The sequence below is a fragment of the Pseudomonas sp. NPDC087598 genome (genome assembly GCF_044743525.1).
Classification (GTDB): Bacteria; Pseudomonadota; Gammaproteobacteria; order Pseudomonadales; family Pseudomonadaceae; genus Aquipseudomonas.
Genome location: NZ_JBIUWQ010000017.1, coordinates 29,907 through 43,646, shown reverse-complemented (window position 1 = coordinate 43,646; position 13,740 = coordinate 29,907). Strand labels below are relative to the sequence as shown.

Annotated in this window: 14 protein-coding genes; 7 read left to right on the top strand and 7 right to left on the bottom strand. The window is 58.8% G+C overall.

The features are described from left to right. Nucleotides 1-236 precede the first annotated feature (236 nt). The 7 genes from ACIOWE_RS12110 (at nucleotide 237) to ACIOWE_RS12080 (ending at nucleotide 5,565) form a co-directional block, all read left to right on the top strand. On the top strand, nucleotides 237-743 hold the full coding sequence (locus ACIOWE_RS12110; RefSeq protein ID WP_201235731.1) for a hypothetical protein: 507 nt from the start codon (nucleotides 237-239) through the stop codon (nucleotides 741-743). Nucleotides 744-916: 173 nt separating this feature from the next. Continuing rightward, complete coding sequence (locus ACIOWE_RS12105; protein ID WP_201235732.1) at nucleotides 917-1,549, top strand: TetR family transcriptional regulator; 633 nt, start codon at nucleotides 917-919, stop codon at nucleotides 1,547-1,549. 302 nt (nucleotides 1,550-1,851) lie between these two features. Beyond that, nucleotides 1,852-2,352, top strand: coding sequence for an urease accessory protein UreE (gene ureE, locus ACIOWE_RS12100; RefSeq protein WP_401391347.1), 501 nt, complete (start codon nucleotides 1,852-1,854; stop codon nucleotides 2,350-2,352). Continuing rightward, nucleotides 2,349-3,023, top strand: a complete 675-nt coding sequence (locus ACIOWE_RS12095; protein ID WP_401391344.1) for an urease accessory protein UreF — start codon at nucleotides 2,349-2,351, stop codon at nucleotides 3,021-3,023. The genes ureE and ACIOWE_RS12095 overlap by 4 nt, the downstream gene beginning before the upstream one ends. Nucleotides 3,024-3,034: 11 nt before the next feature. Next, nucleotides 3,035-3,649: an urease accessory protein UreG gene (ureG, locus tag ACIOWE_RS12090; protein ID WP_071174254.1), complete on the top strand. Its 615-nt coding sequence runs from the start codon at nucleotides 3,035-3,037 to the stop codon at nucleotides 3,647-3,649. 27 nt (nucleotides 3,650-3,676) lie between these two features. Then, the gene (locus tag ACIOWE_RS12085; protein WP_401391341.1) at nucleotides 3,677-4,249 is read left to right on the top strand and encodes a HupE/UreJ family protein; all 573 of its coding nucleotides are present in this window, start codon (nucleotides 3,677-3,679) and stop codon (nucleotides 4,247-4,249) included. 182 nt (nucleotides 4,250-4,431) lie between these two features. Then, entirely contained in the window at nucleotides 4,432-5,565 is a 1,134-nt protein-coding gene (locus ACIOWE_RS12080; protein ID WP_401391338.1) for an AGE family epimerase/isomerase, read from the top strand. Nucleotides 5,566-5,695: 130 nt separating this feature from the next. On the opposite strand, the gene ACIOWE_RS12075 is transcribed toward ACIOWE_RS12080, so the two are convergent. From ACIOWE_RS12075 to ACIOWE_RS12045, 7 genes are all read right to left on the bottom strand, one after another. Then, a complete protein-coding gene (locus ACIOWE_RS12075) occupies nucleotides 5,696-6,601 on the bottom strand; it encodes a cation diffusion facilitator family transporter (protein ID WP_401391335.1) in 906 nt (301 codons plus the stop codon). Nucleotides 6,602-6,776: 175 nt separating this feature from the next. After that, nucleotides 6,777-7,541, bottom strand: coding sequence for an SDR family oxidoreductase (locus tag ACIOWE_RS12070; RefSeq protein WP_007915905.1), 765 nt, complete (start codon nucleotides 7,539-7,541; stop codon nucleotides 6,777-6,779). A gap of 838 nt (nucleotides 7,542-8,379) precedes the next feature. Further along, on the bottom strand, nucleotides 8,380-9,096 hold the full coding sequence (locus ACIOWE_RS12065) for an ABC transporter ATP-binding protein (RefSeq protein WP_201235737.1): 717 nt from the start codon (nucleotides 9,094-9,096) through the stop codon (nucleotides 8,380-8,382). Continuing rightward, nucleotides 9,093-9,965: an ABC transporter ATP-binding protein gene (locus ACIOWE_RS12060; RefSeq protein WP_103304690.1), complete on the bottom strand. Its 873-nt coding sequence runs from the start codon at nucleotides 9,963-9,965 to the stop codon at nucleotides 9,093-9,095. Before ACIOWE_RS12060 ends, ACIOWE_RS12065 begins: the two co-directional genes overlap by 4 nt. Further along, the gene (gene livM / locus ACIOWE_RS12055) at nucleotides 9,962-11,263 is read right to left on the bottom strand and encodes a high-affinity branched-chain amino acid ABC transporter permease LivM (RefSeq protein WP_103304689.1); all 1,302 of its coding nucleotides are present in this window, start codon (nucleotides 11,261-11,263) and stop codon (nucleotides 9,962-9,964) included. Before livM ends, ACIOWE_RS12060 begins: the two co-directional genes overlap by 4 nt. A gap of 3 nt (nucleotides 11,264-11,266) precedes the next feature. Then, complete coding sequence (locus tag ACIOWE_RS12050; protein ID WP_401391331.1) at nucleotides 11,267-12,181, bottom strand: branched-chain amino acid ABC transporter permease LivH; 915 nt, start codon at nucleotides 12,179-12,181, stop codon at nucleotides 11,267-11,269. Nucleotides 12,182-12,421: 240 nt separating this feature from the next. Further along, on the bottom strand, nucleotides 12,422-13,555 hold the full coding sequence (locus ACIOWE_RS12045; RefSeq protein WP_201235739.1) for an ABC transporter substrate-binding protein: 1,134 nt from the start codon (nucleotides 13,553-13,555) through the stop codon (nucleotides 12,422-12,424). Nucleotides 13,556-13,740: the final 185 nt, after the last annotated feature.

The following is a 13,740-nucleotide window of genomic DNA, read 5'->3' as shown; positions in this document are numbered from 1 at the left end:
CTGACCGATTGGTCGAACAGCGTTACCGCGACCCGCACGTTTGCGAGGCGCAAGTGAGTCGAAAATACCCACTACGGTGCAAAACCGTCGCCCGGAAACGCCCGAGCTAGAGCCTCCCGGCGGAACAATCAATTCTGTTGATTATTACCATTGCGTTTATGAACTTTTATATCGACTTATCGAGAGTAGCATTGCCCTCGTACCCACTTTATCGCCCTCCCAAGGAGCAACCCATCATGAAACGCCAATTACTGCTCAGCCTTACCCTGTCGATGCTAGCCAGCACCGCTTTCGCCCTGCCTGCTGCCGATCAGGCTACCCCGCAAGTGAAATCCAGCCACTCGGTGTTCAGCCAGACTGTTGCTGCTGATGGCGGCGACCGCACTCCACAAGGCCAGACTCTGGCTGAAAACGGCCGCAACCGCCTGGAAGAAAAAGGTCTGGTGCAAGATGGCTACGACAAAACGCCACAAGGTCAAACCGTAGCTGAAGGTGGCCGTGATCGTCTGGAAGAGAAAGGTCTGGTGCAAGACGGTTCTGATCGCACCCCACAAGGCCAAACCCTTGCATCTGATGGCTCCGATCGCACCCCACAGGGTCAGACTCTGGCGTCCGACGGTTCCGATCGCACTCCACAAGGTCAGACTCTGGCTGAAGATGGCTTCGACAAAACCCCATTGGGTCAAGCTATCGCCGAAGGTGGTGGTGACCGTGTGATCGAACGCAACAGCAAATTGAGCTAAGCCCATGGCGGCCTGGAAAAAAAGCCCAATCAACGGATTGGGCTTTTGACTTTTTCAGCCCCGGCAAACAATCAAACTGGTTTTCTCCCCGCGATTTCCCCTCTGCCGTTCGACGCCAACAAAGCCGATTTGCTAGAGTGCGCCGCTTGTCTTGCCTAAGAACACACCCAGCGATGCTGCCCCGCGCCGAACAGAAACAACAGACCCGCAACGCCCTGATGGACGCTGCCCGCCACTTGATGGAAAGCGGCCGAGGATTCGGCAGCCTGAGCCTGCGCGAAGTGACCAAGACCGCCGGCATCGTGCCCACCGGTTTCTACCGGCATTTTGCCGATATGGATGAACTGGGTCTGGTGCTGGTCAGCGAAGTCGGTCAGACCTTCCGCGAAACCATCCGCCTGGTGCGCCACAACGAATTCGTCATGGGCGGCATTATCGATGCCTCGGTGCGGATCTTTCTTGATGTGGTCAGCGCTAATCGGTCGCAATTTCTGTTTCTCGCCCGCGAGCAGTACGGCGGCTCGTTGCCGGTGCGTCAGGCCATTGGCCGTTTGCGCGAGAACATCAGCTCCGACCTCGCGGCGGATCTGACGCTGATGCCCAAACTTCAGCATCTGGATGCGGCCGGTTTGAGCGTGGTGGCCGATCTGATCGTCAAATCGGTGTTCGCCACGCTGCCGGACATCATCGATCCTCCTGCTGAAGCACTGCCGGAGCATCTGACGCCGCAGGCGAAGATTACCCAGCAACTGCGCTTTATCTTTATCGGGCTCAAGCATTGGCAAGGGCTGGGCAGTACCGAGTAACACCCCCTCATTTTCAGCCTCAACTAATCCCCCTGTGGGAGCGAGCCTGCTCGCGAAGAAGTCCTGTCAGCCAACATTTTGTCGCTGACACACTGCATTCGCGAGCAGGCTCGCTCCCACATTTGGTTCATGTGTCGCAGCGCTGATTTGGTGCATTAAAAAATCTTCACGCACCAAAACACTCCATATTCCTGCAACATCTTGAAACATCCACTACGCTCCGACAGGGATTTCCTACATCTCGTCCGATTGGCAAGCCCCTTGCTCTAGCCTGAGTATTGTCCACTGCTGGAAGCTTTCCGATGCTGGTGATTCATCGCAGAATCGACCCTCAACCCGTCTGGGCCGCTGAGTTGCACCTGACCTTCGAAGCCCGGAGCAAAAGCCGTTTGCGCTGTTTCAGTGCCGAAAACGAAGACGTCGGGTTGTTTTTGGAGCGCGGTCAGCCGCCGCTGTTTGACGGCGAATGCCTGCAAGCCGAAGACGGCCGAATCGTCCGCGTCTGCGCCCGGCCCGAACAATTGCTGCACGTCACCTGCGCCAACGCCTTCGAACTGACCCGCGCCGCCTATCACCTCGGTAACCGCCATGTCGCCCTGCAAGTCGGCGATGGCTGGCTGCGCTTGCTCGACGACTACGTACTCAAGGCCATGCTCGAACAGCTTGGCGCACAGGTCGAAGCCATTGAAGCGCCGTTCCAGCCGGAACACGGTGCCTACGGCGGCGGCCATCACCATTCGCGCCACGGCGACGAGGACTTCAACTACGCGCCGAAACTGCATCAGTTCGGCGTTCGTTTATGAATCCAGCCTGGGCGCTGCTGCGCCTGGCCAGTCCGCAATTGCCGATTGGCGGCTACAGCTATTCGCAAGGCCTGGAAATGGCGGTGGATAACGGCCGGGTGAACAACCCGGACAGTGCCCGCCGCTGGATCAGCGATCAGTTGCTGCTCAACCTTGCCCGCTTCGAAGCGCCGTTGTTGCTCGCCCATTGCCAAGCGGCAGCGGACGAACACTGGAGCGATTTGCTGCAAATCTGCGAGACCCACCGTGCCAGCCGCGAGACTCGCGAGTTGCATCTGGAGAGCCGGCAAATGGGCTATTCGTTGCAGCAGTTGCTCAACGGCTTGCCTGAACTTGATACGCCGGCCCGTGACTTTCTCGCGCAGTGCAGCGAACCGCACCTCGCGCTTGGCTGGGCATTGGCCGCACGCGCCTGGGGTATCAGCCCGCAAGACGCCCTCGCCGCCTGGCTATGGAGCTGGCTGGAAAACCAGCTCGCGGTCTTGATGAAAACCTTGCCGCTCGGCCAGCAAGCCGCGCAGCGCCTGACCAGCGAACTGCTGCCGCTGCTGCAACAGGCGCAGCAGGACGCGTCCGGAATCAATCCCCAACACATCGGCAGCGCCGCGTTCGGCCTGTCATTGGCGTGCATGGCCCATGAGCGCCAGTACAGCCGCCTCTTCCGCTCTTAGGAGAAACAAGCATGAACACACAACCTCTGCGCGTCGGCATCGGCGGCCCGGTCGGTTCCGGCAAAACCGCGTTGACCCTGGCGCTGTGCCTGGCGCTGCGTGAGCGTTACAACCTTGCCGTGGTCACCAACGATATCTACACCCGTGAAGACGCCGATTTCCTCGTGCGCAACGAAGCGTTGGCACCGGAGCGCATCATCGGTGTGGAAACCGGCGGCTGCCCGCACACAGCCATCCGTGAAGACGCCTCGATCAACCTTGAAGCGGTCGATCAACTGAACCGACGCTTTCCCGGGCTGGACCTGATTCTGGTGGAGTCCGGCGGCGACAACCTCTCGGCGACGTTCAGCCCGGAACTGTCCGACCTGACTATCTATGTGATCGATGTTTCGGCCGGCGACAAGCTGCCGCGCAAGGGCGGGCCCGGAATCTGCAAGTCCGACCTGCTGGTGATCAACAAGATCGACCTCGCGCCGCTGGTGGGCGCCTCGCTGGAAATGATGGACAGCGACACCAAACGCATGCGCAACGGCAAGCCATTCGTGTTCAGTAACCAGAAAACCGGCCAGGGCCTGGAAGAGATCATCGCCTTCATCGAACGCCAGGGTTTGCTGACAGCAGCCTGATTCATTTTTCAACAAGGAAGCTTATCCATGACACTCAAACGTATTCTCGGCGCCGTCGCGCTGCTGCTGACCCCGGCTCTGGCCTTTGCTCACCCCGGGCATGGCGACAGCGGTTTGATCGCCGGCATCAGCCACCCGATCGGTGGCCTCGACCATTTGCTGGCGATGGTTGCTGTCGGCTTGTGGGCGGCGCAGCAACAAGGCGCGGCACGCTGGGCGCTGCCGTGCACTTTTGTCGGCACCATGTTGATCGGCGGCATGCTCGGTTTTGAAGGGCTGGAATTGCCGGCACTGGAAAGCGGGATTGCCGCGTCGGTCCTGGCGCTGGGCCTGGCCGTCGCGCTGGCGGTACGTCCGCCGCTGGTGATGGCGGTGGCGGCGACGGCGGTGTTTGCGCTGTTCCATGGGGTCGCACATGGCCTTGAATTGCCGGACATGAGCAGCCCATGGGCGTATGCCGCAGGTTTCGTCGCCGCCACTGCCGTGTTGCATGCCGCCGGTTATGGCGTGGTGCGCGTGTTGCCTCAAGCCGCAGCGCCGCTGGTGCGCCTGGCGGGCGCTGCTTCGGCGGCGACCGGGGTCTGGTTGTTAGCCGGTTAATCTTTTAGCGCTTGGGCTGGCCTTTTCGCGAGCAGGCTCACTCCCACACTGGATTTGTGGCGGATACAAAACCTGTGGGAGCGAGCCTGCTCGCGAAAGTGGTCTGACAGACACCACATCGCTCAGGTCGGTCTCTCTGCTACCATGTCGCGCAATCGCCCCAGCCGTGACGACGTCCGCCAATGCCCCATGCTTCCCGCTCCGCCTCCCAGCCTGAATTGACCGCCCTGTTCAGCGATGTGCAACAGCACTTTGTGAACGTGATCGTGCCGTTGTGGCAAGGCCCGGGCTGGAATGCCGACATGGCATTGCCTTACGAGGCGCTGGACGCCGCACACCAACCACTGCCACCGCAACGCTATCGGGCGATGGCCTGCGCACGGCAGCTGTATCTGTTTTCCAGCCTGATCGGGGTTGTGGATAACGCCGAGGAACGCGCAGCAGCGCTGTTCCGTTCCCTGCAACGGCACTTCCATGACGCCGAGCACGGTGGCTGGTTCTACAGCATCGATGCGCAGGGCAAACCACTTGATCAGCGCAAGGATCTCTACACTCACGCGTTCATCCTGTTCGCCTGCGCGCATTACTGGGCAAAATCCCGTGAGCCGCTGGTGGAGTCGACGCTGAACGCTGCGCTGGAAGTCATCGGCCGCCGTTTTGCCACCGGTGATGGCTTGTACGAAGCCTGCCTTGAACGCGACTGGATCACCCTGCAAACCGGCCCTTTGCAAAACCCGCTGATGCACTTGGCCGAAGCGTTTCTTGCCACCCTTTCCGTGCGCGAAGATGCCGCGACGCAGCAGATGCTGATCGAGTTATGCACAGCCATGCACAAGCACTTCGTCGACCCGCAACAGGGCGTGTTGATGGAAAAACCGCTGGGGGCTGTGGATAACTGGTACGAACCGGGACACCAGTTCGAATGGTATTTCCTGCTCGAATCGTCGCCATTGCTGCGGGGCTCGAAACTGCATGCAGCACTGGACAAGGCTTTCGCCTTTACCGAGCAATTTGGCGTCGAACAGCCGTCCGGCGCGGTGCGGGCGATGCTTGATCTGGAGCTGGACGGCCGCCCGAAAGATTCGACTCAGCGGATCTGGGCCCAGGCTGAATACCTGCGCGCCCTGACGTTGCGACCGGACAGCGAAGCCGCAGTGTTGCGCCAATTGCAGGCGCTGCAGCAGCGTTTTCTGCATGCCGGTGGTTGGCATGAATGCCGTGATGAACAAGGCGAAGTCAGCCGCAAGGACATGCCTTCTACTACGCCGTATCACCTTGCAACTTGCTACCACGGTTTGGCTGAATACCTGAACTAACTGACTGAACTTATTCTGTGGCGAGGGAGCTTGCTCCCGCTTGAGTGCGCAGCACTCAAAAAATCCCGGGGCCGCTACGCAGCCCAGCGCGAGCAAGCTCGCTCGCCACAGGAGATTCAGCAGCCCTGAATCAAGCAATCCACTTCTTGTCGCCCGTGAAGCTGATAGTCAACCAGCGCGCCGCATCCGGTTTGCCCAGCTTCGCCGAGATCTCCTCACGCAACGCATCCAGCTGACCAACGCTGCTCAACGCGTAATCCGCTGGCAACACCACATGAATCTCGATAAACCGTGCCCGCCCGTGCTTCTGCACGTATGAGACGTAATCATCGAAACCATGCTCGACTTTCGCCACTTCCATCACCTGACGCACCTGATCATCCAGCGTATCCGGGGCGATACCCAACACGTCGCGTAGCGCCGGACCAAGAATCTTGAACGCCGGCGGCAGCATGGTCAGGGCCAGTACGATCAGGATCAGCGGGTCGACAAACCTCGCCCACTCGCCATAGCCCTGGGACTTGAGCAACAGCGCCGCGAGAAAACTTATCAACAGGCCGACCGATAACATCGCGTCCACCAGCCAACTGATGTTGTCGAACTGGATCAGGCTGGATTTGAGCTTGCGATTACGCCGGCGCACGTAGAAGAAGTAAGCGAACTCAACCACGGTAAACACTGCGGCATAGATGATCACCAGACCCAACTCGATCTCGCGACCGCCATTGATAATGCCGAACACACCGTTGAGAAACGCATAGATCGCAATCAACAGCAGGAAGCTGCCTTCGATCAGCAGCACCATCGGCTCCAGATGCCAGAAGCCGAACTGGAAACGGTGATTGCTTTCCTTGGCGATCAGTTTGGCCGTAATCAGCATCAGGACTTTGATGAAGGTTGCGATCAGCGAGAAAAAACCATCGAACAGGATGGATTGCGAACCAGAAATAAAACCGGTGACGATCCCGGCGATCGACACCGCGAACATCAGGATGGTCGATTGTTTGAGCAGCGACTGCTCACCTCGGTTACTCACTTGAACTCCTCGAAAAACCTTGAAAACCGCGGGGTGCGGTCGGGTTGTTGCGAGAGGAGTTTACCTTATTGCCCTGTTTTGGCCGATTTGCCCCCTTCGCGAGCAGGCTCGCTCCCACTTTGCAATGCATTCCAATGTGGGAGCGAGCCTGCTCGCGAATGGCCTCAACCCGGTCTTAAGCCTTATTACGCTCGATCGCAAACCCAGCCCAGGTCTGGCTCACCGGCATCAATTCCAGGCTGTTGATATTGATGTGCGCAGGCGCATTCATCACCCAGAAAATCGTCTCGGCGATGTCTTGCGGCTGGATCGGCTCGGCACCAGCGTAGGTTGCGTTGTAGCGCTCCTGATCGCCCGCGAAGCGCACCAGCGAGAACTCGCTCTCGCACAGCCCCGGCTCGATGTTGCTGACCCGCACGCCCGTACCCTGCAAATCGCAACGCAGGTTCAGCGAAAACTGTTTAACGAATGCCTTGGTCGCGCCATATACGTGGCTGCCCGGATACGGATAGTTACCGGCGATGGAGCCAAGGTTGACGATGCCGGCGCCACGGCCATGGGCGATCAGGCGCGGCAATAGCAGGCGGGTGGCGTACATCAGGCCTTTGACGTTGGTGTCGACCATGGTGTCCCAATCGTCCAGATCGCATTTCGGCGCAGGGTCCACGCCCAGCGCCAGACCGGCGTTGTTGATCAGGCCACGCAGTTTGGCGAACGAAGGCGGCAGATTGGCAATCGCCTCTTCCATTGCCTTGCGATCACGCACATCCAGGACCAGGCCATGCACTTCGGTTTGCTTCGACAACTCGGCACACAGCGCGTTGAGGCGTTCTTCACGACGGCCGGTCAGCACCAGTTTCCAGCCAGCCTCGGCAAAACGACGGGCGCAGGCTTCACCAAAACCGGACGTCGCGCCGGTGATAAACAGGGTGTTGGACATCGTGTTCTCCTTGCTTCGGCCACCGGAGCAGCCCTTGGAATAGAAAATCAGCAGCCAGCATGCCCGGCCCGGCATTCACGGGCAACACCCACGCACTGTACAAAAAACGACCAATCGCACCAACGCCATAGTGACCGCGGCCTGTAGCCATATGCGCGCACGTTATCCACAGTCCCGTCCACAGTTTCCGGGGGCAAGTGGAACCGCGCAAAGCCGCGCCACACAAGGCTTTGCGGCGGAAATAGAAAGTTTTTTGCTTGACCCTGAAGTGACAGATGTGCGGGACATGGCATTTTGCACGACCGAGCGGTCATAGCGGTGATTGCGCGAGGCCAGCAATTACGCCGCTTAGCGGCGTCTTTCCAGAGTTTAATCACAGACTTATCCACAGGACTGCACACAGCAAATTGCCTGTTCTGCACCGACCATAAAAAGGTTGACAACGACGCCTGCCGCTATCGTAAAAACACCTGATCAAAAAACAACCACAACGCTACAAGCCACGTTATACAAGGCTCTTAGCCAGCTACTCCCACGTTATTCACAGCCAGCTCCACAGCAAACGGGGACAAGTCAAAACTGTGGAAAAACAGCCATTTGCAGCGTCTATATGTCGCGCTTTGGCAGGTAGCGGAATTTGTTTTCCACAATTTTGGAAATTACCCAATTCAACTGTGGGAGCGAGCCTGCTCGCGAAGGCGATGGCACATCCAGACAATCAGGCCACTGATACACCGCATTCGCGAGCAGGCTCGCTCCCACATGGGGTTGCGCCGGATTTGAGGCATGAAAAAGCCCCGGGACTTGCGTCGCCGGGGCTGTGCATAACGTAAAAGAATCAGTGCCCGCCCAGATAAGCGTTACGCACCTCCTCGTTCACCAGCAACTCCTTGCCGGTACCGGTCAGGCGAATCTCGCCGTTGACCATCACATACGCCCGGTCAGACAGCTTCAATGCATGGTTGGCGTTCTGCTCGACGAGGAAAATCGTCATGCCGGTTTTCGCCAGCTCCCGCAGGGTCGCGAAGATCTGCTTCACCACGATCGGCGCCAGGCCCAGGCTCGGCTCATCAAGCAGCAACAGCTTTGGCCGGCTCATCAACGCGCGGGCAATCGCGAGCATTTGCTGCTCGCCGCCGGACATGGTCATCGCCCGCTGGGTGCGGCGCTCTTCGAGCCGGGGAAACAGCTCGAACATGCGCTGCATGTCTTCCTTGGCGTACTTGTCGCCAATCGGAATGGTGCCCATCAGCAGGTTTTCCTCGACGGTCATGTCAGGGAACACCCGCCGTCCTTCCGGCGACTGCGCAATACCGTTGGAGGCGATGTAGTGCGATGACTTGTGGGTAATGTCGACGCCTTGATAAAGGATCTGCCCGGCCGCCGCCCGTGGCTGGCCGAAGATCGACATCAGCAGCGTCGACTTGCCCGCGCCGTTGGAGCCGATCAGGCTGACGGTTTCTCCCTCGTTGATCTGCAGTGATACGCCTTTGAGCGCCTGGATCGGCCCGTAGAACACGTCCAGGTCTTTGAGTTCGAGGATCGGTTGACTCATACCAACTCCTCTTCGTCGGCGCCCAGGTAGGCGGCAATCACTTTCGGGTCGTTGCGAATCGCTTCAGGTCCGCCTTCGGCGATGACGATGCCGTGGTCCAGTACCACGATGTGATCAGAAATGCTCATTACCATGCCCATGTCATGTTCGATCAGCACCACGGTCAGATCGTGCTCGTCTCGCAGCAGCCGGATCATCGCGCTCAGCGCTTCGGTTTCCTGAGGGTTGAGGCCGGCGGCCGGTTCGTCGAGGCAGATGATCTGCGGGCGCGTGCACATGGCCCGGGCGATCTCCAGGCGGCGTTGCTGGCCGTACGAGAGTTCACCGGCCAGACGGTTGGCGCAGTCCACCAGATCGACCACTTCCAGCCAGTAAAACGCGCAATCCAGCGCATCGCTTTCAGCCTTGCGGTAGCCCTTGGTGTTGAGGATCCCGGCGAGCATGTTGCGGTTGACCCACATGTGCTGGGCCACCAGCAGGTTTTCCAGCACCGACATTTCCTTGAACAGGCGAATGTTCTGAAAAGTCCGGGCCAGGCCTGCGCGGTTCACCAAGTGAGTGCCGCCGAACATCTTGTAATACAGACGGCTGAGGAAGTTTTTCGGCGAGACGAAATCGGTCGGTTTGAACGACTCGCCCAGCAGCTTGATCACGTTGGTCTGCTGGCCGCGTACGTTGAGTTCGATCTTGCCGCCGGAGGCTTTGTAGAACCCGGTCAGGCAGTTGAACACCGTAGTCTTGCCAGCACCGTTGGGGCCAATCAACGCGAAAATCGAGTTGCGTTTGACCTTCAGGCTGACGTCACTCAGGGCCTTGATGCCACCGAAATGCATCATCAGTTTTTCAACAGAGAGTACGACTTCACTCATGGCGCAGTCCTCTCATAGTGAATGGCACCTTTGCGTGGAGTGACCCCGGTACGGCTGATACGAATCAGCCCGCGTGGTCGCCAGATCATCATCAACACCATCAGGATGCCGAACAGCAGCACGCGGTATTCAGCGAAGCCGCGCAGCAGTTCCGGAGCGACGGTCAGCACGAATGCGGCAATTACCACGCCGATGGTCGAGCCCATGCCACCAAGCACAACAATGGCCAGAATCAGCGCCGATTCGAAGAAGGTGAACGAGGTCGGGTTGACGAAGCCTTGGTAAGTGGCAAAAAACACCCCGGCCAGACCGGCCGTCGACGCACCAATGGTGAACGCCGAGAGTTTGACCAACACGTGGTTGAGGCCCATCGAACGGCAGGCGATTTCATCTTCACGCAAGGCTTCCCAGGCGCGGCCGACCGGCATTTTCACCAGACGATGCTTGATGTACAGCACGGCCAGCACCACCAGGAACAAAACCGCGTAGATGAAGTAGTACTTCACGTCCGGGTTGTAGGCGATGCCGAAGAACTCGTGAAACGGTACTCCGCCGTCCTTAGCGCGTTTGCCGAACTCCAGACCGAAGAACGTCGGCAGCGGCGCCGGCATGCCGTTCGGACCACCGGTCAGCGACAGCCAGTTGTTGAGGATCAGACGGATGATTTCACCGAAACCCAGGGTCACGATTGCCAGATAGTCGCCGTGCAGGCGCAGCACCGGGAAACCGAGGATGCAACCGGCCAGACCCGCAGTGATCGCCGCCAGTGGCAGCACGGTCCAGAAACCCAGGCCAAGATATTGATAACCGAGCGCCAGACCGTAGGCACCGATGGCATAAAACGCCACATAACCGAGGTCAAGCAGACCGGCCAGCCCCACCACGATGTTCAGCCCAAGCCCCAGCAACACGTAGATCAACCCGAGGATGACCACGCCCAGCAGATAGGAGTTGGAAACAAACGGCACGATCACGGCCAGCACAATCAGCAGCGGGATGATCCAGCGCAGCGAGGATTTGTGATCGGCAGGCAACACATGCACACCGGAGCCGGTGCTCTCGAATCCATCGAGAATCTTCAGGCCCTTGGGCGTCTGCAGGAACAGGCTGAGGGCAAACCGGCCAATCATGACAATGCCGATAATCCACGCGACGCGGGTCGGCTCAAGATTGAAGCTGTAGCCCTCGAGCACGACGCCGACAATCGGGCCGAACACGATCAGGGCAATGAGGCCGGCAAGAATCGCCTCAACCAGGCTTTTTTTGATATCGATGTTTTTTTGAGTGGTTGAAGACATCGCTTACACCTTCGACACAAGAGGACGGCCCAACAGGCCCTGCGGCCGGAAGACCAGAACAAGTACGAGCAGCGAGAAGCTGAACACGTCTTTGTAGTCGGCGTTGACCAGACCGGAGAACAGCGACTCGGAGATCCCGAGAATGATCCCGCCCAGCATCGCGCCTGGCAGCGAGCCGATCCCGCCAAGCACGGCGGCAGTGAATGCCTTGATGCCGATGACGAAGCCTGCGTAGAAGTCGAACGTGCCGTAGTTCATGGTGATCAGTACGCCGGCCAAAGCCGCCATTGCTGCACCGATGATGAACACATAGGAAATCACCCGGTCGGTGTTGATCCCCAGGATCGAGGCCATCTTGCGGTCTTGTTGAGTGGCGCGGCACATGCGGCCGAGCTTGGTGTACTTGATGACATAGGTCAGCAGGCCCATGCCGACGAAGGCAGCCACCAAAATGAAAATCTTGGTGTAGGTGAGCTGGACGAAGCCAGTGCCGATGTCGACGCGCCAGGCGCCGGTGAGCAGCGTTGGAACACCCTGTTGACGGGCGCCCTGGCTGATCTGTGCATAGTTTTGCAGGATCAGGGAGATACCGATGGCGCTGATCAGCGGAGCCAGTCGGGTGGAGTTGCGCAGTGGTTTGTAAGCGATGCGTTCGATGACCCAGCCATACACCCCGGTAACGACGATGGTGAAGACCAGTGTGCCGAGCATCAACAGCGGGAAGGATTCAATACCGAAGTAAGCCAGCAGAGCCAGACTGATTGCCGCCAGGTAAGCAGAAATCATGTAAACCTCGCCGTGGGCGAAGTTAATCATGCCGATGATGCCGTAGACCATTGTGTAGCCGATGGCGATCAGGCCGTAGACCGACCCGAGGGTCAGGCCGTTGACCAGTTGCTGCAGGAAAATACCATCCATAACGCAATCTCACGCAATGAGAACCTGCACACCTGTGGGTGTGCGGCTCTTCCAGGAAAATACAGATGTACGTCGGAGCAATGTCAGCCACGATCAGCTCATCCCACACCGTCCCTGTGGGAGCGAGCCTGCTCGCGAAAGCGGTTGAACATTCAACGAATGTGTTGCCTGTCAGTCCGTCTTCGCGAGCAGGCTCGCTCCCACATTGGATTGGTGGGAATCAGCTGATCGCGTCAGCCCTTACTTCTGTTTTTCCAGCTGGTGGTATTTGCCAGTCGCGTCCCACTGGTAAACCACGTAGTCGGAGACTTTCAGGTCGCCCTTCTTGTCCCACGCCTTCTCGCCCATGACGGTTTTCACCGGGTTGGCTTTCAGCCACTCGGCAGCTTTCTCGCCACTGTTGGATTTGGCGCCGTTGAACGCGGCAGCCAGGGTCTGCACCGAGGCGTAGGCGTACAGGGTGTAGCCTTCAGGCTCGGTGCCGGCCTTGCGGAAAGCATCCACAACGGTCTTGCTCTCTGGCAGCAGGCGCGGGTCGGCGCCGAAGGTCATCAGCACGCCGTCGACGTATTGCGGGCCACCAGCGGTGGTCACCAGTTCGTCGGTGACGATGCCGTCATCAGACATGAACTTGACGTCTTTCAGGCCTTCGGTACGCAGCTGTTTGACCAGTGGACCGGCTTCCGGGTGCAGGCCGCCGAAGTAGACGACATCGGCACCGGCCGCGCGGATCTTGGTGACCACGGCGCTGAAGTCTTTCTCGCCACGGGTCAGGCCTTCATACAGCACTGGCTTGACGCCGCGTTTTTCCAGCTGAGCCTTGGTGGCGTCAGCCAGACCCTGGCCGTAAGTGTCCTTGTCGTGCAGCACCGCGACTTTCTTGCCCTTGAGCACGTCGACGATGTAGTCGCCGGCGACGATGCCTTGCTGGTCGTCACGCCCGCACATACGGAACATGGCGCTGAGGCCACGCTCGGTCACTTGCGGGTTGGTGGAGCCCGGGGTGATCGCGATGACACCGGCTTCGTCGTAGATTTCCGAGGCTGGAATGGTGGAAGAGGAACAGAAGTGTCCGACCACGCCGGCAACTTTCTGGTTGACCAGGTCCTTGGCGACTGTCACCGCCTGCTTCGGCTCGCAGGCGTCATCGCCTTTGACCAGAACGATTTTTTCACCGTTGACGCCGCCCGCCGCGTTGACTGCGTCCGCCGCTGCCTGTGCACCCTTCATGTACTGCTCGCCAAATGCCGCGTTGGCGCCAGTCATTGGACCCGCTACGCCGATTTTGATGTCAGCCTGAGCAAACGCAGAAACACCCAGCGCAGTAGCCACTGCGAGGGCCAGAAAGCCTTTCTTGTAAAACGTCTGGGACATGAGGTGGTGCTCCAAGGTTTTTTTTAGTTGGCACTGCGACTTCACTTCACTGAATGCTCAGAGCAAGGGCCGTGCCATCGGTTTTTTATTCTTCAAAAAGTCGCTGCTTTCTTGTTATTTCGACTGTTTCGTTCCCATTTTCATTGGGCGTGCAACCGTCTAAACCGCGGAAGGTGAAACCATTT